The following is a 16,421-nucleotide window of genomic DNA, read 5'->3' as shown; positions in this document are numbered from 1 at the left end:
ACAAAAAAGCCACCTCTGTGGGTGGCTTGGGGTTTGGGTTGCTGGGCGGGTCAGGCGGCGGCCTTGGCCTCTTCACCCTTCGCCTTCGGCGCCGGGAACTTCTTGAACGGCAGCGGCTTGATGTGCTGACCGAAGAACGTGCCGATGGACTCGGCGGCCACGAACTTTGCGTGCAGCTCGGGCTCCACATTGGGGTAGTGGTAAATGTGGCCCGGGCCGCGCGTGAACTGGCAGGCCAGCGTCTTGGTGCTGGGGTCGTAGCCGATGCAGGCCACCTGGTTGCTGGTGACAGGCGCCATGGGAATGGGCGTGTAGGGCTCGTCGGAGAAAGCGGCGGGTTCGATGCGTTTGATGTTCACGGTGATCTCCAGAATGAAAGCGGCCCGCGCGTGGCGGGCCTTGGTTGCGGGGTGGGGCGGGATCAGGCTGCGACTGCAGTCCGGGATTTCAGAAACTCAGCCTTGGCGGCCAGGGCCTGCGCGGCGATGGCTTCACAGATTTCTGGGAAGTCATCCTCGTGGTACAGCGGTGCCGCGCGCTCGCGGCCGGCTGGCTCGAAGCCCAGGGCGCGCAGGTCTTCGGCCGTCACGGTCATGTGGCCCAGGCGCTCTTTGATGGTTCCAATGCGCAGGGTTGGCACGCTGGTGCGGGCCGCTGGTGCTGCAATGGGCACAACCGTCGCGCGCTGCGCTGTCCCGATCACCTTGTGGGCGTCCAGCCCGGCCACAGCCTCGGCATGCTGCTCACGCACCAGGGTGCCCAGGTCGGCGGCCACCGCTGGGTGCAGCGTTTCCGCCTTCGCTGCCTGGGTGATGGCAGCTTGCGCGGCGCGTTCATCGGCGGCCAGCTTCTCGCGCGCCTCACGGTCGGCGCGGTCTGCTTCCTCCTTGCGGATGCGCTCGCGGTCGGCTTCCTGGCGCTCCCGCTCTGCCGTCACCCGGTTGGCGATGATCGCGGCCAAGTCGTCTGGAGCCTTGAGCACCAGAGCAGCGGCATCGTGCACCACCAGCCCGCTGGCCTGCAGCGTCTTGACGTTGGCGTGGATGCGGTTGGCGATCTCGCTGGCGGCGATCTTGGCGCGGGCCAGTTCGTCGTTCACGGCGCTGCGCAGACTGTCCACGGTGCGCTTGTTCTTCACCGCTGCACCGAAGTCGGCGGGCACGGTGGGCATGTAGGCGGCTGGCATCGCTGCATTCAGCGCGGCAATGTGTCCAGCCAGCTCTTTCTGCCCGCGCTGCACCTCGGCCAGCTTGATGTCGTCTTTGCGCGCCTTGACCAGTTTTTCCAGCGCCAGGCCCTTGGCATCGAAGGCGGCGGCAATCTCGCGCACGGTGTTGAGCGCGGTGTTGATGTCGCCCATCTGGCCCATGGCCTGCTCTATCGCCAACTCCAGCTTGTCGGCGGAGTCCCGGCAAAACTTCGCGTCGGCGTCAGCGTCGGCAAAGTCCTGATCGGTGGCCAGCTCGGTGTTGATGGCTGCGATGTAGGCCAGCGCGGCGGGCTTGTACTGCTCCAAGTTGCAGGCCACCAGCTTGCCTTCCACGCGCATGTCGAACACCACTGGCAGGCTGGCCACGACTTTCTTCACGGCGGGGGCGGGCGCGGCTTCGGGCGGCACCCAGGCGGCCACGTCCTTGTGCAGCTGTGCCCAGCCCGCAATGATCTGCGCGCGCAGCTCTGGGTTTGGGTAGTACCAGCAGTGCAGTTCCTCGATCAGCTGGTCCTGGTCGTCCCAGTCGCTCGCCATGAACAGGACGCGCTCGCAGCGTGACACAGCGCACTGCTGCTCCATCTGGATCTGGTACTCCATGGGCAGGTCGGCGCCCGTGCAGCCGGGTGTCTGCAGTGCCGCGCGCAGCCGCTGATTCAGGCGCTTGTGCTCAAACGCCACGTCTTCCAGCATGGTGAGCCCGTCGAAGCTGGCCGACAGGCGCGAGTCTTCCAGGGAGCCAGTGCAGGGGTACAGATCCTGGCCGATGATCTTTTCAGCCAGCGGGCGGGCCAGCGCCTCGAAGTGGTGGCCGCTGTCAAACAGGCGCTGCTTGGCTGCGTCCACCTCGGGGGTGATGCCGGTGGCCAGTTCCGCAATCAGTTGCTCCCGGGTCTTGTAGGAGCTGCGGCCCATCATGGCTGGGGCGTCGCTGGCATTGTCGTGAGCGGAGCGGTATGCGTGCCATTCCGGGGTGCCTTGCACCAGTTCATGGGTAATCATGGAAATTCCTTTGAATCGCTGCACAGCGCATATGCAATAAGCGCTGGCAGCTATGCTTGTGATAGCGTTATGCGGCTTCCAGAGCGAACTTGCGTTGCTCGAAAAGGTCTTTCAGCTCGATGCGGTGCTGCGGGTCTTCCACTTCGCCGATCAGGTCGGCAGCTATGGAAAGGGCGTCCAGGTCGCTGGCCTTGTTCATCCGATCGGACACTTCCGCAAAGGTGAACTTGTGCGGTGCATCTGCGGGCGCTGTGTTCTCGCTCTTGGGCTGCACGTCCGTGACCTGCTGAGCGGCGGGCTTGGCCGCTGCTTTTTCGTCCTCGGTGAGTGGCGCGCGGATGGCGTCCTCTTGTTCCTGCGCCAGGGTGCCCTTGGTCTTGATCTTGGACACCACGCTGTTGGCCGTGGCCTTGCCAGCCGCGATAGCTGCGCGCCAGGTGGGCAGCAGCTGGGCGAACTGCTCGGGCGAGTAGGCCGGCTGCTGTTCCTGCCCTCGGGCCGGGGTCAGATCCTCGGCCATGCCCATGAACTTCTCGCCGGGCTCGGCCAATTCGTCCGCTGTATAGACGCCCAAGATCACGTCTGGGGCATACAGGCGGGCCCACTTTTTCTGCGCGAGGTACGCCAGCTGCTGCTTGGGGTCGTCCGCCCACTGGGTGGAGTTGCGCACCCGGGCCTGGGCCAGAAGCAGATCCAATGACCGGGGCGTCGATTCACCCTTTACCGTCGCCCAAACACGGATGCCGCATCCTTCTTCGTCGGCCATCGTCCAGGCGGGCGCGCGGTACTCGCCCTTTTCGCTGCGCTTGATCGTGAACTTCCCGATCACTTTTTCCCAGGGGCCGTACCACTCGAAGTTGAATCGGTCCTTCACCACCTTGGACGTGTTGATGACGGCAGCCACCAGTTGCCCCTCGTAGCCCAGAGTGCCGTTGACCAGGTGGGTTTTCTGAGCCACTGCAATGGGGTTCATGCCCCACTGCATGGACTGCAGGACCACGGCGAAGCAGTCGCCCTTGCTGCCGCGCAGGTGCTGCGGGATGGTGGTCTTGCCGCTGGCCATCAGGTCAGCAATGCGCTCCAGTCGGTCCAGACTGGCGGGGTCCATCAGGAGCGAGAAGCTGCTGGCGCTGTTCACCGCCAGGGCGTTGGATTCTGTCGTGGTTACTGCATTCATGTGAACCTCATTCGGTGGTTGTTTCGGATGGTCTTGATCGGCCTCTTTGGCCGGTTGGGCTCACCCAGGTGGAGCGCTCCGCAGAACTCGCAGCGGTAGGTGCTCATGGGCTTGCCGTGTTTCTTGTTGGAGCGCTTGCGCGCTTTCTCGGCCAGCTCGTAGGTGGTGATGGCCGACTTACCGGTGGGGCAGTCCATGGCATCAGTCCCTCGCCACAAGCCACGCCATGCGCAGTGCGCGGATGGGCCCGTTGCACTGGCGGTAGATGCGGTAGAGCATTGCGAAGTCGCGCAGGCGGTTCATGGCAGCCTCCGGAACTCGATGGCCCATACCCAGGGGTTGGCGGCCCAGCTGTCGGGGCCGTTGATGCCTATCCAGAGCTGTCTGAATGCCTGCACTGCGGTGGGCCACACATCCTCGTCTTCGCGGTTGCGACCCCAGTGATAGCCACCGCTTCGGCCCTCCTCATCGCACGTTGGTCCATATGCGATGCCCTCGGCCATCGCATCCGCCTCGCTGATGTCCTGCAGGCGCTCCACGCGCACGCTGGTGATTTCCAGGCTAATGCGGCTGGCCCAGCGAGGCATGAACATGCTGGGGCGATATTTCCCGAATCCGGGCTGGTGTGGGGCGTCGGCCTCGTACCAGATCCGATGTGCAGGGTTCAGGTCGCGCGGCGGCAGGTGATCCACCTCCGCGACCGCGCGCCATGCTTCACGCACCCAGAGCTGGTCGCCCTTGTAGCCGTAGGGGCACAGCCCGTTTTCGGGCAGGGCCACGAACTCAGGCGTGAAGCCATCGCGTTCAAGCCATTCCAGCGCAGTGTCTTTCACGATCCTCCGCGTCAGCGTCTTCGTGTCGGCCAGAGTGGCACGCACCATTGGTGCGATGTAGCGCAGGGGGCGCTGTTTCATGGCAGCACTTCCCGCAGGCAATCAGCCTCTTTGTCGGCAACCCAGACGGCAGTCTCTCCAGGACGACAGGCCCGGCGCTGGAACTCCCGGAGGGCAAAGTCGCGGGCGTGCTGTGCCGCGCGCATTTCTTCGGTTTCAGGTATCGGATCGGGTTCGTGCGCAGCCACAGTGGCCATGCCCAAGCCGATAACCACGGCGATCAGTCCAAGGATGTTGTTCATGGGGTATCTCCCTGTTCAATGGATTCCGGGTCCAGCTCCGCGCCAATGGCGGCAGCCTCTGCCCTGAGTGCGGCCGCGCGGGCGGCCTCGTCGTTGCGGCGCTTGGTTTCGGCCTGGGCTGCCATGGATGCAGCCAGGGCATCGCGGCGGGCGCTGGTGAAGTGCGGGGCGTTGATGGGGTCGATCACGTAGCACCGCCTTTCATGAAGACGATCCAGTGCGTCATTCCCCGGCGCCCGCTGACCTGCCCAAAAAGAGGACTCTCGGGCGTGGTGGCCAGCACCTCAGCAAGCTTCACTTGGGTTTCGTTCCACTTGAACACCAGCACGCCGCCGGGCTCCAGGACGCGGAAGCACTCGGCAAACCCCTGGCGCAAGTCATCGCGCCAGTCTTGGCCCAGCTTCCCGTACTTCGCGGCCAGCCAGCTGCGCGGGCCAGCGCGCACGACGTGTGGCGGGTCGAACGCCACCAGTTTGAAACTGCAGTCGGGGTAGGGCAGGGCCCGGAAGTCCAGCAGCACATCGGGCTCGATGCGCAGGGTGCGCGTGCCGTCCTCGCGGTGTGAACGGTCGGTGACGGTGATCGTTTCGCGGCGCTGGTCGCCGAAGACCGCGCGGGAATCGGCCTTGTCGAACCACATCATTCGACTGCCGCAGCAGGGATCGAGAACTACTGCGCCACTCACGACCACATCCCCATGTGCGCGTTGTGCTGCACCTGATCCACCAGGGCGCGGTGGTTGTACGAGGCCTCGCGGTGCTGCAGGTACTCCAGATCGGCCCGGACTCGCAGGGCTTCAAATTCATCGGGGGAGATTGGCGGCGGTGCGCCAGGGATGCGCAGCAGCGGCTGCACAGTGGGGTGTACGTTTTGCATTGCGCCTCCTAATCAAGCAGCCGTTGCTGGCCGCGCTTTTCAAGTTCTTGTGTGCTGGGCTCAATCACGCCCCGGCGTTTTGGCCTCACGGCTTGCGGGTTGAAATACGCCCGAAGCGCTTTGAGCCACGCCTTGTAGGCCCACCCGCTCCGCTGTGCGTAGGGGTAGTTTTTTGAGCACCACCGGCGCAACTCGGGCTTTGACATTTCCGGGTGCGCTTTGATCTGCTCTTGCAGCCATGCGGCCGCGTCGTCTGTCCAACTCGACATTGCTGGGCTCCAGAAAAGAAAAAGCCCTCACTGGGAGGGCTCAAGAAAATCGGGCGGGAGGATGACGGCTACCTCTCCGGGGCACCAACTCAAGGGCGGTTCTTCTCTGATCGCTGCATTGAGCGCATCGAATGCCGCCATCAACCGGTCGCTTACCTCGCCGTCTTCTGGGAGGTCATCGACGAAGTGCTCGTTTGGGTCAATCTCGCTGGCCATGTTTGGCTTGCAAAACACCAAGCGCGCATCCTCGGGTTTGATGTCGTTATCAACCAGCCAGTCCGCTATTGCTTCTGCGTCAAAGAAGTAGGTATCCCCATCGAACACCGCGACCGGTTCCCCGTCGTATGCCCGGCGTGGCATCGAAGCAAACTTCGCGTCCATGCGCTCCTCTCGGCACATCCGGCACCAGCCGCGCGTCTCAACAACGCCGTGCGCTGGGTTCTGGCTGCAGACGCGGTGAGTCGATCCGTCGTATCGGGCCATGTGCTCGTCCTGGCCCCAGAAGCGACCAGTTCTTGATACCCAGCCCGTGACCGTCTGGAGGCTCGCGGCTTCATCGGATTCGTAAAGGACAGGCTTTTTGTCAGCTGGCATGGAGCGCTCCGAATAAAAAAGCCCACGCGAGGTGGGCGAACCCCTGCACAAAGCAGGAGGGGAGGGAGAGGGTGGGGCGGCGTGGCTTTCTCAGCCCGGCGTGCGGTGGTTCCTGTATGCCGGTATCCCGTACTCGCGGCTCTGTCGGCGTTCCACCTTCACAGCAGCCACAGGGTCAATCCGCTCGGCGTTGCCGCCCCGAAAAAGGGGCGGGGCTTCCACCCGCTGCGCACTCGGCCAGGAACCCCCGACCCGCTCTTGATGGCCGAACACTGGCCCGCAGGGATACAAACCCGAGGCAGATACGCTGCCTGTTCACTGCCGTACTTCCGGCCCGCGCCACTCCAAGGCAACGGGCGCCTGCGCTGACCATCGCATCAGTGCCAGCTCGTGACGCTGATGCGATGGCCCTCTTTCGAGGGCATCGCCGGTTACTCAATCCGGCTCCACTGTGGGAAGGGTCGGGCCCAAGCTATGACGCTCTGAGGCTACGTGTGCTTTGTGGCGGCGTCTCCTGGCTGTCGCGGGGTGGGCACTCCCGCAGCCATCGGCCAACTTGAATCCCATGCTGTCTGTCGCGCAGCTTTCGCGTGCTTGTGCTGTACGGCCGGGTTGTCCGGCTCAGTTGGTGGTCATGTGTTCTCCTTCGCAGCGCTTGGCTGCCTGGTTGTTGAGGTGCTATCGCCCGCACCGGGAAGGGCGGCTCTTTTGTCTCACGCGGTGTGCCCTGCCGCGTCGTCGGCACCTCGCGGCGCCTTCGCATACTCCGTTTACCCACTTCGGGGACTGGAGACGGTTTCCCGCGCCACGCGCTGTTGACCACTGCGTGCGGCTATTGCTCTGCTCTATGCGGGAGGGTGATGTGTTGGGCGGGCAGGGCGCTACTCCTGCGAGACCGACCGCCATTCCATTCCCCGCTTGCACGGATCAAAACGGACCAAGCTTCCAAAGGCCACCAAGCTCACCGGTTGCGTTTCTGCGCTGCTGGCGGGTGTCTATCCCGCAAGCTCTCAACGCCGCCGCCCAACACATCACCCTCAGTTTTTAAGGAACCGTTCCGTGGTGACCGCCGATCCGCTCACCCTGTCGCTGCGTTTTGCAGCGATGGATGAATTGTTAGCCTTGGCTAAGTTTATGTCAATAGCCTAGGCTAAGTATTTTTGAAAATAGTTAGCTTGGTATGCAGGGACGAAAAAAAGCCCGCGCAAGGCGGGCCAAGGGCACTGCGAAGTGTTGGGTTCAGAACGGGGCAGGAGACCTCACGATCTCGATAGGCCCGAGGCCTGAATAGATGAGTTCGTTGGAGCCGGTTGTGCGGACCTCCCACCAATCCGGGTGCACCTCCTTGAGCGCATAGGCATCTGGCTCCAGCGGCAGCTTCCGCTCTTCGGGGAAGCCGAACCAGGGCGGCAGCCGCAGCAGGGTGGGGTGGTTGATCGTGCTCATTGGTAGTCCAGGGGGGCGAACGGGTCTTCGATGTCGTTGTCGTTCTCGGCGCTGAACCCTGTGGAGTGGGTGACGCGGATGCGGGCCAGCAGCGGCTGAGCGTCGGCCGGGTCCAGCGCGCAGAGCCACGACTGGCTCACCCGGCGGGTGTTGGCCTTGGTGTTCGACCGCCCGACGCGCTCATTGCCGGTCAGGTGCATCACCCCATCTATCCGGGCCAGGCGGGCGTAGTACAGCGGCAGGATCAGGTCTTTCCCGCCACGCCGGTCGAGAAGGTGCGCCTCCATCCGGGGGCCGTAGCTATCCAAAGGAGAGCGCTTGAACTCCAGCCAGCCACGCACCGGCTGCTGGTGGATCAGTTCTGCTCCTGCGAGGCGGTGGCCGTTTGAGCGCATTCGAAAAATATGGCAAATCACTGTATGAATTTACAGTATATTGAATGCCAACGGAATAGGTAGGATGACCCAATGTGCAACCGATACGAGGCCCCGCCGCGCTCCCAGATCGAGCTGGAATGGGCCGCGCGTCAGGTGGTGGAGCAGGACTGGGACAAGGTTTTGTTCCCCCGTGGGCGGGGTGCATTCATCCGCCGCACGCGGGACGACTCCGGGTACAGCCGCGAGCTGGTGACGGGGCAGTGGGGCCTGATCCCATGGTTTGCCAAAGAGGCGAAGCTGCCGTACCAGACCAACAACGCCCGATCAGAAGAGCTGGCGGCCAAGGCCAGTTTCAAGATGCCCTGGGCGCGCGGGCAGCGCTGCATCATCCCGGCTGAGACGTTCGATGAGCCGTACTGGGGCCCCTACGACGCCCAGTTCAAGAAATGCGAGTGGTGGCGGTTCCGCCGTGCCGATGGCCGCCCCTGGGGCCTGGCCGGGCTATGGAACACCTGGACTGACAAAGCAACCGGCGAGGTGCACGAGAGCTACACGATGCTGACCATCAATGCCGATGGCCACCCGCTGATGGGGCGCATGCACAAGAACGAACTCGATCCCAAGACCAAGAAGCCGCTGCCGCTGGAGCAGCAGGACAAGCGCAGCGTGATCCCTATCGAGCCGGCGGACGTGGACGCCTGGCTCGCCGGCACCCAGCAAGAAGCCCAGGCGCTACTGCGGCTGGCGCCGGTGGAAATTTTTGATGCACGCGCCGTCGGCGCACAGGAGTGACCATGACCCAAGACGAGCAGATCAAAGCACTGCAAGATGAAGTGAAAACCCTCAAGGACCAGGTATTCGTGCTGACGGACAAGGCGAATCAGGCCCTGATCTACGCCGAGTCGCTGTCAGCATTGACCTTGGCGCTTGCGTCGCAGTCCAAGGACAGGAAGGATCTTCTGGGCAAGTACCTGCATATGTGCAGCCAGGTTGACGGCAGCCCCATGGACAAGAAGCGCACGGAGTTCGAGCACCAAGTGAAGGACATGATCCGGCGGAACACGATTGCGCACCTGGAAATGAAGTACTGAGCTCGGCTGCCAAGCACTCCATGCGTAATGCCAGAGTCGGGCGAGTGGGCATGAGAAAAGGCACAACGTCGTGCAGACCAGGTAAAATTGCGTTGTCCGGGATCGCGAACCCGGCCGCGTCTGGGGAACCCCACCGCACAGCCGAACGGCAAACGCCCCGGCGCCCGTCTTGCCCGCGACCGCGGAAACGGGAATAGCTTTAAACCTATTCCGTTGACCGTGACCCGACTTGCAAAACTCCGTACCCGTGCATTCTTCGCGCAGCAGTGCCGCTGCATCTACTGCAACCTCCCGATCTGGGAAGGCCCCTACAAAGACCGTCTAGCGTCAGCTCTCGGGATTCCCGAGTCGCTGGTTCCGTACCTCCAGAGCACCGCTGAGCATCTGGTAGCACAGCAGGACGGCGGGCCAGATGCGCCGGTGAACATCGCTGCAGCATGCCAGTGGTGCAACTGGAAACGGCATGCCCATCGGCACAACTGTGCGCCTGACCCAGTTACGTTCCAAGCTGAGGTGCATAGGCTGATGGCTGCAAAGCGCTGGCATCCTGCCGCCAGGTGGGCGAGTAAGTCGCTGCCTGGGTGCGCAGGGCAAAGTGTCCGGGCATGAAAAAGCCACCCGAAGGTGGCTGAGACATACGCTGATCGGGCGCTGCGAAAAGAAGCCCGCTCTATGCGGGCTAAAAATCATGCAGGCGCAAAGCGCGACTCTACTGAATCATTTCGCTTTCTTGCTCGCTGGCGTTCTTGCTGAAGCAGATCTTCCATTGTTGCTGGCTCTAGATCCTGCTGCTGCCGAACTGGCTCTTTTCGAGCTATTGGCGGTGCTTTTGGCCGCTGGGGTTTGTTTGCTGGATGTTGGCTGGGGTGGAACTGCATAAGCTTCCTCCGGTGTAACGATTTCAAAGGATGGCTGCTCGCTAGGGTGAAGCGCAATCTTTCCCAGATTTTTAAGCATCTGGTACTCGCTGTCTGTAGGACGCCGTATGGAGCGAAACAAATAGGCGGCCTCTTCTCGATCAATTACAAAGCCATGAGACGGGTATCCTTGGATGAGGCTCTGCAAGGCATTTGCCTTGAGACTTCTAGTTTTCATGTTTAGGCGTAAAGCATACGCTTCGCCAACGGCCATTGATCTGGCGATCTCCCCCATTTTCTGAGGGTCTATCTGCCGATAGATGGGTTCAAACAGGCCTTTGGTCACGTTCGCCGAGATCTCAGACGCCATCTTTAGCGTCACCAAACCATGCGTGCCGTCCTTAATTTGTCGCATAAACGAGTCGAAGAACTTGAACGCTTCAACTTCAAGACACTCTAATGCCTCATTGATCACGAGCCCTGAGTCGCGTTCATCGAGTTCATCACGACGCGCCAGCTGAACGTCGAGAGGCCCAAGTTCTGCTTCGTCTGCCATCGCAATTTCGTTTGCCGCAATGACGCACAGAGTTCCGGCACTTTTGCACCATCCGCCTACCAATGCTGTCGTTTTCTCGTAAGTGAGTTGGATTGCGCGACACATCCGATATGCATTCTCTGGCACGCCTCCAGGGGTGGTAATGACCCAAACAGCATTCTTCGGCCGTGCCGCATCCTGTTGGCGCTTCCGGAGCTTAGGCAAAGCCTCTTGGTCAAGCGCGGGGTAGCACGGACCATTGAATATCAAAACATCACACTTGTTGTCTTTGGCAAAAGCCAAAACTAAGTCTCTGATCTTTGGATCTAGCGCCATCGTTTCCCTCCTTTGGTATCACGATGTTACTGAATGGTTCCCTCTTGGCATAGGTTTATTGTCTCCGCCACTCCCAAGGCGCCACAGCCTCCTGAGCCCAAAGCCCGCGCCGCGCATCTCGGGCATCAGCCTCCAGCCCCCGCAGGTGCTCATACCCCTTCCCGTACTTCACATAGAACCAGGCCATCCCTGAGCGCACCTGCTCAGTGGCCGCGTCATGGCCCTGGCACTCCACATCGCCTACGGTGCGGCCGTACTTGTCATGGGTTCGAGGGGTGATGGTGGCGACTTGCTCGAAGCAGAGCTGGGCCAAGTGCTGGCGAGACACCTGACCGAAGGCCTGGCGCTTCTCGGGTGCGTCAATCGCACTGATGCGGACGGTGACCTGTTCGTAGGCACCTGGCTCGCCACAGCGGGCGGTCAGGGTGTCACCGTCTGTGATGGCGATGACGAGGCAGAGGAGGGTGGAAGCGTTCAGAGTTTTCGCCCGTCACAGACCATAGGCTTTGCATGAGGGCTTGTTGACTTGAAATTCATCCAGGACTTTGTCAGATTGGTTCAAATACCGGTATCGAATCTGAAACCCGCGACGTTGAAAAAAATCGTCGCCCTTCATTGCTGAACAGACTCCAGGAAAAATCTCGCTGCGAGTTCCAGCCCTCCATGCAGCCAACTCTTTTTCGGTCGCATCTGCCCGAATCGCGAGCACATATTCGTGGACCAGGACATTGCCTTGGGCGTAAGCCCTCGCAGACCTCGTAACCCCGTCGTTTGGAATGCCCCGTTTGTAGCTATTGTTTGCGCCGACTGCTGCTGCTTCGGCATATTTCTCCACAGCATCTGCAGCCGCGGCGAATGCTGACACGAGCGATGCGCCCAGGAAGAGTGCGGCGAATGTAAGTCTTTTCATAAGTTTGACCTGTTGGTCACTTTCAGGTCGACTTCTGGCATTCAATACTGCTCGCTGCGCCACACCGTCAGCACCTTTCCAAGCACCTCGAAGTGGGGGTTCTTTGGTGACATCGGGTATGGCGGGTAGTCCGGGTTCTTGGAAATGATGTTGAGCATCACCCCATCCCCGTGGGGGTCCGGCACCCGCTGGATCATCTTGATGTAGCCCTCATCCCCGACACGGAAGAAGTAGACCCCTTCGTGAGTGACTGTCTTCACGCCCGTGTCCACCAGCAATGGATCGCCAGGATTGAACATGGGCCGCATTGATGGCCCGAAGCCAGTGACGATGCAGAGATTCCGGATGCCTGTGTGGTTGGGCACATTCAGGCGAAGCCATTCATGTGTCACGCGCCAGCTCTTGATGGTGCCTGGCTGATCGTCCAGCAGTAGGCGCCCGGTGGTGTCCATGCCGCCGCCAGTGTCGAACTCGGTGATTACCAGGTCGGGCGGCGCGCCTGGCGCATCCGATGGCGCTTCATGGGGTGCTGGCGCACGCGACGGCAGATGGCCCACCTCGCCATTCGAAAACTTGGGCAATTTCCCCTCCGCGAGCCATGCGGGCGTGACGGCAAGGCCATACCGCGCAATCAGTTTCTCGGCGTTCTCGCGGCTGATGGTGGCTACTTTCTCCGGGTTGCCAAACCAGTTTGAAACGCTGGCTCCCGAGACGCCGCAAAGACGCGCGATCTCAGTGCGCAAACCGCGCTCCTGTGGTTCAGGGAAAACTTCTGCCAGGCGGTTTTGCAATGTCATGGTTAGCCTAGCCTAACTTTTGTTTTGTTAGCCTGGGCTTGCTTTTAATCTTAGCCTTGGCTAATATGTGGCCCATGAACGTAGCCGCCACAGAAATCATCGACCGACTCGGAGGCACTGCAAAGGTGTCACGCATGTTCGGTATTTCCATGCCGAGCGTCAGCGATTGGAAGCATGACGGCATTCCACATGCCCGAGTGATGTTCCTGCGAGCCGCCCATCGCAAGACCCTCGCTGGCTGCGATCTGGATGCGGCCACGGCGCCGCGCAAAGCCGAGACCGCCCAAACGGCCTGAGACATGACCACCAACAAAACCCTCCTGGCCGCTACCACGGCTTGCTCCTGCACCAGCAGGGGCCTTTTTGATGACTCCACCCACACGGCCGCGCGCCGTCCGGCTGCCCTCCGTGGCGTCGGTTGCGTGGTCTGGGGTCATCAAAAAGGCGAAGTTTTTTGCGTCTTGCATGTCAAAAATTTTTGCCCCACCGCAACCGGTAACTCAACCGGTAATCCGTTGATTTCTTTCTATCGAGGCAGCGATGGAACAACTTGCACTTCCCCTCATGGGGCGCTTGGACTGTCCGTCCACTGCTCCTGTTTCGCTAGTAAACATGGCCGGTTCGTACCGCGAGGCTGTCAGGCTCGCATGGCGACTGCGTCGGGTGCACTACGCGACACAGCGGCAACTGGCGGCCGAGGCCGGGCTGTATGCCCCGCATGTGTCGGACTACCTCTGCGCGGACGACAAGCCGTCGCGGCGCAGCTTGCCTGCGGAGCACATCCCAGCATTCGAGGCGTTCGTGGGCAATACGCTGGTGACGCAGTGGATCGCTTCGAAGGCCAAGCTGACCGTGTTGGAGGAACTGCAGGCAACCAAGGCAGCCGCATGAACCATAGCCTCCCCCTCAACGCCTTCCAATCGGTTCGCCCACGCGGCCCTGATCTGGACATCCCCGCAGCAGCCCCCCGCAAGACCAACCGCAGCACAGCACCAATTGAGGGGAATGTGCAGCAGGCCCTAGACCGGAACGGCCGCCGCACGGTGAGCCTGTCGCCGCGCACTGCTGGTGCCATCACCATCGAATCGCGCGAGCAAAGCGCTGCCAGCGTCGCGAAGCGCCGCAAGATCAGCAAAGGGGGCACCAAGTGATGCAAGCCCAGCACCTGGTTCGCGCCAGCGACCCTCTCTCCAGCGTTCTCGCAGCAGAGCGCGCCATAAAGTTCGCAGGCAACCACTGTGACCGCATTCTGGCCGCGCTCAAAGCAGCAGGCCAAGCCACACCCCACGAACTGGAAGTCACCACCGGATTGACCGTGGTGCAGATCGATCGCAGATTGCCCGACCTCCAGAAGGCCGGCAAAGCGCAGGTCGTGCAGCGTGGCGGCATGGACCTCATGCGCGGGAATGCGCGGGTGTGGGAGGCGGTATGAGCTGGGAAGCCTACGAAGCCGCGAAGCGCGCATGGATTGCAGCGCATCCCGACGCAACACCCGAGCAATACGACGCTGCCATGCGCGCCATTGCCAAACGGATGGGGGTCTGATGCGCGACTACGGCAAGGTCTACGGCACGTTCTGGTCAAGCCAGACGACACACACGCTGTCTGATGACGGCAAGCTGCTGGCCCTCTATCTGATGACCTGCTCGCACGCGACCATTGCGGGCGTGTTCCGCCTGCCTGACGGCTACGTTGCAGAGGACATCGGCTGGGATCACGAGAGGGTTCAGAAAGGGTTTGCGGAACTGTTGGCAAAGGGTTTCGCTAACCGTTGCGAAACCACGAAATGGGTGTGGGTTGTGAAGCACCTGGAGTGGAACAAGCCGGAGAACCCGAACCAGCGCAAATCCGCCGCGAAGATCGCTCAGTCTGTTCCTGCGGAATGTGGCTGGAAGCTAGATTTCATGCGGGCTTGTGCCGAATCTCTCGGATTGGAAGCTCCAGAAAGTGGAAACCGTTCGGAAACCGTTGGCGAACTGTTCCCTAACCAGGAACAGAAGCAGGAGCAGGATATAGAAGAAGCTAAAGCTTCTTTGTCGGCTTCTTCGCAGCCGCCGGATGTGGACGAGCTTGACGATGGTGTGCCACCGTGCCCGTTCGACAGCTTGATCGACAGCTACGAGGCTGCGTTGCCGCTGTTGCCAACGGTGCGACGTTCGCTGTTCGCGAAAGGCGCCAACGGCAAAGCGCTGCGAACCCGCTGGCGCTGGGTGATGACTGCCAAGCACGAACGCGGAGAGCGCAAGGGCGAGCGTCTGGCGACTACTGCCGAAGAAGGCAAGGCTTGGTTCACGCGGTATTTCGAGTACGCGGCAGATAGCGACTTCCTGTCGGGGCGTGACGGCAAGTTCCGGGCCTGCGACATGGGTTGGCTGGTGAAGGCTGAGAACTTCGAAAAGGTCCTGTCGGGCAAGTACCACCACGAGCAACGCGAGGTGGCCCATGCGTGAACCACGCGCCATCCCCGCGAGCCTGGAGTCCGAAGCGGGCGTTCTGGGTGGCCTGATGCTGGACAGCGAGGCCATCAACCGGGTGCCAGAACTGACGGCCGAGGCATTCCACAACGAGGCCCACGCCAACATTTTCCGGGCGATTCAGGCGCTGGCAGTGGCCGGACAGCCTACCGACATGGTGTCGGTGTTCACCGAAATGCAGCAGGCGGGCCACGCCATCGAGCTGTACGAGCTGAACGAAATCGCCCAGTACGTGCCCAGCGCGGCCAGCATCCGCCGCCACGCTGGCGTGGTGATGGACACCTACCGGCTGCGCCAGCTGATGAACGCTGGATCGGAAATTGCCGACCTTGCCATGACGCCCGGACACCAAGCCGCCGAGCAGATCGACAAGGCCCAGATGATGCTGGCCAAGCTGGCGACCGTGAAGGCCAAGCGCGACCCGCAGCACATCAACCAGTCTCTGGCGAACTACCTGCAGCTGCTGCAGGACATGAGCGAAGGCAAGAACCCGGCCATCCCCACCGGCATCGGTGGACTGGATTCCATCCTGAACGGTGGGCTGCGCAAAGGCGAGGTTTTCGTCTTGGGGGCTCGGCCGAAGCATGGCAAGACGGCGCTGTCGCTGACCATGGCCCGCAACATCGCGCGCGACTACAACGTGCTGTTCCTGAGCCAGGAAATGCCGATCAACCAGCTGATGCACCGGCACACAGCCGCCAGCGGCCCGTTCGACCTGGCCCGCATCCTGGCTGCCAAGGCGGAAGACCACGACATGTGGACTGCAGTGACCGATGCTGCCCGCCGGTTGGGTGAGTTGCACCTTGTGCATGACGATCAATGCGCCCTGTCGCTGATGGATATCCGCCGCAAGACCCTGCAGGTGCGCCGCGCGCATGGTCTGGATGTGCTGTTCATTGACTTCTTGCAGCTGATGAGCGGGGCAGGGGAAGAGAACCGCAACCGCGAGCTGGACATCATCGTGAACGGCATCAAGGCCATGGCGATGGACCTGGACGTGGCGGTGGTGCTGCTCAGCCAGATGAGCCGCAAGGCCGATGAGCACTACGGCCGGCCCACGATGACCCACCTGCGCGACTCTGGCGCCATTGAGGCCGCCGCCGACCAGATCGCCGTGCTGTTCACTGACTGGGCGCACCCGCTGAGCAAGCGCACCCAGGAATTCCAAGGCTACTCCGAGTTGGAGATCGTGGCCCACCGCAACGGACCCCAGGGCGTCGTGCCGCTGGAGTTCGTTGGCAAGTACCAGCAGATGGGCGACTGGATCGGCCCACCGCCCGTGCACACAAAACCTGCTGCAGCGCCCGCCGCGCGCGGTGCCAACTTCTGAGGACT

General features: G+C 61.9%; 24 protein-coding genes. 8 read left to right on the top strand and 16 right to left on the bottom strand.

Annotated elements, in window-relative coordinates; all coding sequences use genetic code 11:
* Window positions 1–50: 50 nt before the first annotated feature.
* From ACOYR4_RS13135 to ACOYR4_RS13080, 12 genes are all read right to left on the bottom strand, one after another.
* Entirely contained in the window at window positions 51–359 is a 309-nt protein-coding gene (locus ACOYR4_RS13135) for a KTSC domain-containing protein (RefSeq protein ID WP_422846911.1), read from the bottom strand.
* 62 nt (window positions 360–421) lie between these two features.
* Window positions 422–2,212, bottom strand: a complete 1,791-nt coding sequence (locus tag ACOYR4_RS13130) for a YqaJ viral recombinase family protein (RefSeq protein ID WP_422846910.1) — start codon at window positions 2,210–2,212, stop codon at window positions 422–424.
* Between the two features lie 67 nt (window positions 2,213–2,279).
* Window positions 2,280–3,389, bottom strand: a complete 1,110-nt coding sequence (locus ACOYR4_RS13125; protein WP_422846909.1) for a RecT family recombinase — start codon at window positions 3,387–3,389, stop codon at window positions 2,280–2,282.
* A complete protein-coding gene (locus ACOYR4_RS13120; RefSeq protein ID WP_422846908.1) occupies window positions 3,386–3,586 on the bottom strand; it encodes a hypothetical protein in 201 nt (66 codons plus the stop codon). Before ACOYR4_RS13120 ends, ACOYR4_RS13125 begins: the two co-directional genes overlap by 4 nt.
* A gap of 102 nt (window positions 3,587–3,688) precedes the next feature.
* Window positions 3,689–4,303, bottom strand: a complete 615-nt coding sequence (locus tag ACOYR4_RS13115; protein ID WP_422846907.1) for a hypothetical protein — start codon at window positions 4,301–4,303, stop codon at window positions 3,689–3,691.
* Complete coding sequence (locus tag ACOYR4_RS13110; protein ID WP_422846906.1) at window positions 4,300–4,524, bottom strand: hypothetical protein; 225 nt, start codon at window positions 4,522–4,524, stop codon at window positions 4,300–4,302. Before ACOYR4_RS13110 ends, ACOYR4_RS13115 begins: the two co-directional genes overlap by 4 nt.
* Window positions 4,521–4,712 carry a hypothetical protein gene (locus ACOYR4_RS13105; RefSeq protein ID WP_422846905.1) on the bottom strand — a complete coding sequence of 64 codons (192 nt, stop codon included), beginning with the start codon at window positions 4,710–4,712 and terminating at the stop codon, window positions 4,521–4,523. Before ACOYR4_RS13105 ends, ACOYR4_RS13110 begins: the two co-directional genes overlap by 4 nt.
* Window positions 4,709–5,164, bottom strand: a complete 456-nt coding sequence (locus ACOYR4_RS13100) for an SAM-dependent methyltransferase (protein ID WP_422849658.1) — start codon at window positions 5,162–5,164, stop codon at window positions 4,709–4,711. Before ACOYR4_RS13100 ends, ACOYR4_RS13105 begins: the two co-directional genes overlap by 4 nt.
* 41 nt (window positions 5,165–5,205) lie before the next feature.
* Entirely contained in the window at window positions 5,206–5,400 is a 195-nt protein-coding gene (locus ACOYR4_RS13095) for a hypothetical protein (RefSeq protein WP_422846904.1), read from the bottom strand.
* A 296-nt stretch (window positions 5,401–5,696) separates the two neighbouring features.
* Window positions 5,697–6,263, bottom strand: a complete 567-nt coding sequence (locus ACOYR4_RS13090) for a hypothetical protein (protein ID WP_422846903.1) — start codon at window positions 6,261–6,263, stop codon at window positions 5,697–5,699.
* A 1,239-nt stretch (window positions 6,264–7,502) separates the two neighbouring features.
* A complete protein-coding gene (locus tag ACOYR4_RS13085) occupies window positions 7,503–7,709 on the bottom strand; it encodes a hypothetical protein (protein ID WP_422846902.1) in 207 nt (68 codons plus the stop codon).
* Window positions 7,706–8,104, bottom strand: a complete 399-nt coding sequence (locus ACOYR4_RS13080) for a hypothetical protein (RefSeq protein ID WP_422846901.1) — start codon at window positions 8,102–8,104, stop codon at window positions 7,706–7,708. The genes ACOYR4_RS13085 and ACOYR4_RS13080 overlap by 4 nt, the downstream gene beginning before the upstream one ends.
* A gap of 72 nt (window positions 8,105–8,176) precedes the next feature.
* Between ACOYR4_RS13080 and ACOYR4_RS13075 the strand changes: the two genes are divergently transcribed.
* Window positions 8,177–8,878 carry an SOS response-associated peptidase gene (locus ACOYR4_RS13075; protein ID WP_422846900.1) on the top strand — a complete coding sequence of 234 codons (702 nt, stop codon included), beginning with the start codon at window positions 8,177–8,179 and terminating at the stop codon, window positions 8,876–8,878.
* A gap of 2 nt (window positions 8,879–8,880) precedes the next feature.
* Window positions 8,881–9,177 (top strand): hypothetical protein, encoded by a 297-nt coding sequence (locus ACOYR4_RS13070; RefSeq protein WP_422846899.1) that lies wholly within the window; start codon window positions 8,881–8,883, stop codon window positions 9,175–9,177.
* Between the two features lie 717 nt (window positions 9,178–9,894).
* Here ACOYR4_RS13070 and ACOYR4_RS13065 read toward each other — a convergent pair.
* The 4 genes from ACOYR4_RS13065 to ACOYR4_RS13050 form a co-directional block, all read right to left on the bottom strand.
* Window positions 9,895–10,905 carry an SDH family Clp fold serine proteinase gene (locus ACOYR4_RS13065; RefSeq protein WP_422846898.1) on the bottom strand — a complete coding sequence of 337 codons (1,011 nt, stop codon included), beginning with the start codon at window positions 10,903–10,905 and terminating at the stop codon, window positions 9,895–9,897.
* Window positions 10,906–10,960: 55 nt separating this feature from the next.
* Complete coding sequence (locus ACOYR4_RS13060) at window positions 10,961–11,233, bottom strand: thermonuclease family protein (protein WP_422846897.1); 273 nt, start codon at window positions 11,231–11,233, stop codon at window positions 10,961–10,963.
* A gap of 162 nt (window positions 11,234–11,395) precedes the next feature.
* Window positions 11,396–11,815: a hypothetical protein gene (locus ACOYR4_RS13055; protein WP_422846896.1), complete on the bottom strand. Its 420-nt coding sequence runs from the start codon at window positions 11,813–11,815 to the stop codon at window positions 11,396–11,398.
* Window positions 11,816–11,856: 41 nt separating this feature from the next.
* The gene (locus ACOYR4_RS13050) at window positions 11,857–12,612 is read right to left on the bottom strand and encodes a LexA family transcriptional regulator (RefSeq protein ID WP_422846895.1); all 756 of its coding nucleotides are present in this window, start codon (window positions 12,610–12,612) and stop codon (window positions 11,857–11,859) included.
* A gap of 74 nt (window positions 12,613–12,686) precedes the next feature.
* On the opposite strand from ACOYR4_RS13050, the gene ACOYR4_RS13045 reads away from it, so the two are divergent.
* From ACOYR4_RS13045 to ACOYR4_RS13020, 6 genes are all read left to right on the top strand, one after another.
* The gene (locus tag ACOYR4_RS13045; protein ID WP_422846894.1) at window positions 12,687–12,908 is read left to right on the top strand and encodes a hypothetical protein; all 222 of its coding nucleotides are present in this window, start codon (window positions 12,687–12,689) and stop codon (window positions 12,906–12,908) included.
* 367 nt (window positions 12,909–13,275) lie between these two features.
* The gene (locus tag ACOYR4_RS13040) at window positions 13,276–13,503 is read left to right on the top strand and encodes a hypothetical protein (protein ID WP_422846893.1); all 228 of its coding nucleotides are present in this window, start codon (window positions 13,276–13,278) and stop codon (window positions 13,501–13,503) included.
* On the top strand, window positions 13,500–13,763 hold the full coding sequence (locus tag ACOYR4_RS13035; protein ID WP_422846892.1) for a hypothetical protein: 264 nt from the start codon (window positions 13,500–13,502) through the stop codon (window positions 13,761–13,763). The genes ACOYR4_RS13040 and ACOYR4_RS13035 overlap by 4 nt, the downstream gene beginning before the upstream one ends.
* Window positions 13,763–14,044 (top strand): hypothetical protein, encoded by a 282-nt coding sequence (locus ACOYR4_RS13030; RefSeq protein ID WP_422846891.1) that lies wholly within the window; start codon window positions 13,763–13,765, stop codon window positions 14,042–14,044. The genes ACOYR4_RS13035 and ACOYR4_RS13030 overlap by 1 nt, the downstream gene beginning before the upstream one ends.
* A gap of 112 nt (window positions 14,045–14,156) precedes the next feature.
* A complete protein-coding gene (locus tag ACOYR4_RS13025) occupies window positions 14,157–15,062 on the top strand; it encodes a hypothetical protein (protein WP_422846890.1) in 906 nt (301 codons plus the stop codon).
* Complete coding sequence (locus ACOYR4_RS13020; protein WP_422846889.1) at window positions 15,055–16,416, top strand: replicative DNA helicase; 1,362 nt, start codon at window positions 15,055–15,057, stop codon at window positions 16,414–16,416. Before ACOYR4_RS13025 ends, ACOYR4_RS13020 begins: the two co-directional genes overlap by 8 nt.
* The last annotated feature ends 5 nt before the right edge of the window (window positions 16,417–16,421 follow it).

Origin of the sequence: Acidovorax sp. M14 (assembly GCF_049331375.1) — a bacterium.
Classification (GTDB): Bacteria; Pseudomonadota; Gammaproteobacteria; order Burkholderiales; family Burkholderiaceae_C; genus Acidovorax.
This window is presented reverse-complemented; position numbering and strand designations above follow the sequence as displayed.

Coding starts and splice junctions, on each gene's coding strand:
- ACOYR4_RS13130 (WP_422846910.1), bottom strand. CDS start 2,212: ATGATTACCCATGAACTGGTGCAAGGCACCCCGGAATGGCACGCATAC.
- ACOYR4_RS13125 (WP_422846909.1), bottom strand. CDS start 3,389: ATGAATGCAGTAACCACGACAGAATCCAACGCCCTGGCGGTGAACAGC.
- ACOYR4_RS13120 (WP_422846908.1), bottom strand. CDS start 3,586: ATGGACTGCCCCACCGGTAAGTCGGCCATCACCACCTACGAGCTGGCC.
- ACOYR4_RS13115 (WP_422846907.1), bottom strand. CDS start 4,303: ATGAAACAGCGCCCCCTGCGCTACATCGCACCAATGGTGCGTGCCACT.
- ACOYR4_RS13110 (WP_422846906.1), bottom strand. CDS start 4,524: ATGAACAACATCCTTGGACTGATCGCCGTGGTTATCGGCTTGGGCATG.
- ACOYR4_RS13100 (WP_422849658.1), bottom strand. CDS start 5,164: ATGTGGTTCGACAAGGCCGATTCCCGCGCGGTCTTCGGCGACCAGCGC.
- ACOYR4_RS13095 (WP_422846904.1), bottom strand. CDS start 5,400: ATGCAAAACGTACACCCCACTGTGCAGCCGCTGCTGCGCATCCCTGGC.
- ACOYR4_RS13090 (WP_422846903.1), bottom strand. CDS start 6,263: ATGCCAGCTGACAAAAAGCCTGTCCTTTACGAATCCGATGAAGCCGCG.
- ACOYR4_RS13085 (WP_422846902.1), bottom strand. CDS start 7,709: ATGAGCACGATCAACCACCCCACCCTGCTGCGGCTGCCGCCCTGGTTC.
- ACOYR4_RS13080 (WP_422846901.1), bottom strand. CDS start 8,104: ATGCGCTCAAACGGCCACCGCCTCGCAGGAGCAGAACTGATCCACCAG.
- ACOYR4_RS13075 (WP_422846900.1), top strand. CDS start 8,177: ATGTGCAACCGATACGAGGCCCCGCCGCGCTCCCAGATCGAGCTGGAA.
- ACOYR4_RS13070 (WP_422846899.1), top strand. CDS start 8,881: ATGACCCAAGACGAGCAGATCAAAGCACTGCAAGATGAAGTGAAAACC.
- ACOYR4_RS13065 (WP_422846898.1), bottom strand. CDS start 10,905: ATGGCGCTAGATCCAAAGATCAGAGACTTAGTTTTGGCTTTTGCCAAA.
- ACOYR4_RS13055 (WP_422846896.1), bottom strand. CDS start 11,815: ATGAAAAGACTTACATTCGCCGCACTCTTCCTGGGCGCATCGCTCGTG.
- ACOYR4_RS13050 (WP_422846895.1), bottom strand. CDS start 12,612: ATGACATTGCAAAACCGCCTGGCAGAAGTTTTCCCTGAACCACAGGAG.
- ACOYR4_RS13045 (WP_422846894.1), top strand. CDS start 12,687: ATGAACGTAGCCGCCACAGAAATCATCGACCGACTCGGAGGCACTGCA.
- ACOYR4_RS13035 (WP_422846892.1), top strand. CDS start 13,500: ATGAACCATAGCCTCCCCCTCAACGCCTTCCAATCGGTTCGCCCACGC.
- ACOYR4_RS13030 (WP_422846891.1), top strand. CDS start 13,763: ATGCAAGCCCAGCACCTGGTTCGCGCCAGCGACCCTCTCTCCAGCGTT.
- ACOYR4_RS13025 (WP_422846890.1), top strand. CDS start 14,157: ATGCGCGACTACGGCAAGGTCTACGGCACGTTCTGGTCAAGCCAGACG.
- ACOYR4_RS13020 (WP_422846889.1), top strand. CDS start 15,055: ATGCGTGAACCACGCGCCATCCCCGCGAGCCTGGAGTCCGAAGCGGGC.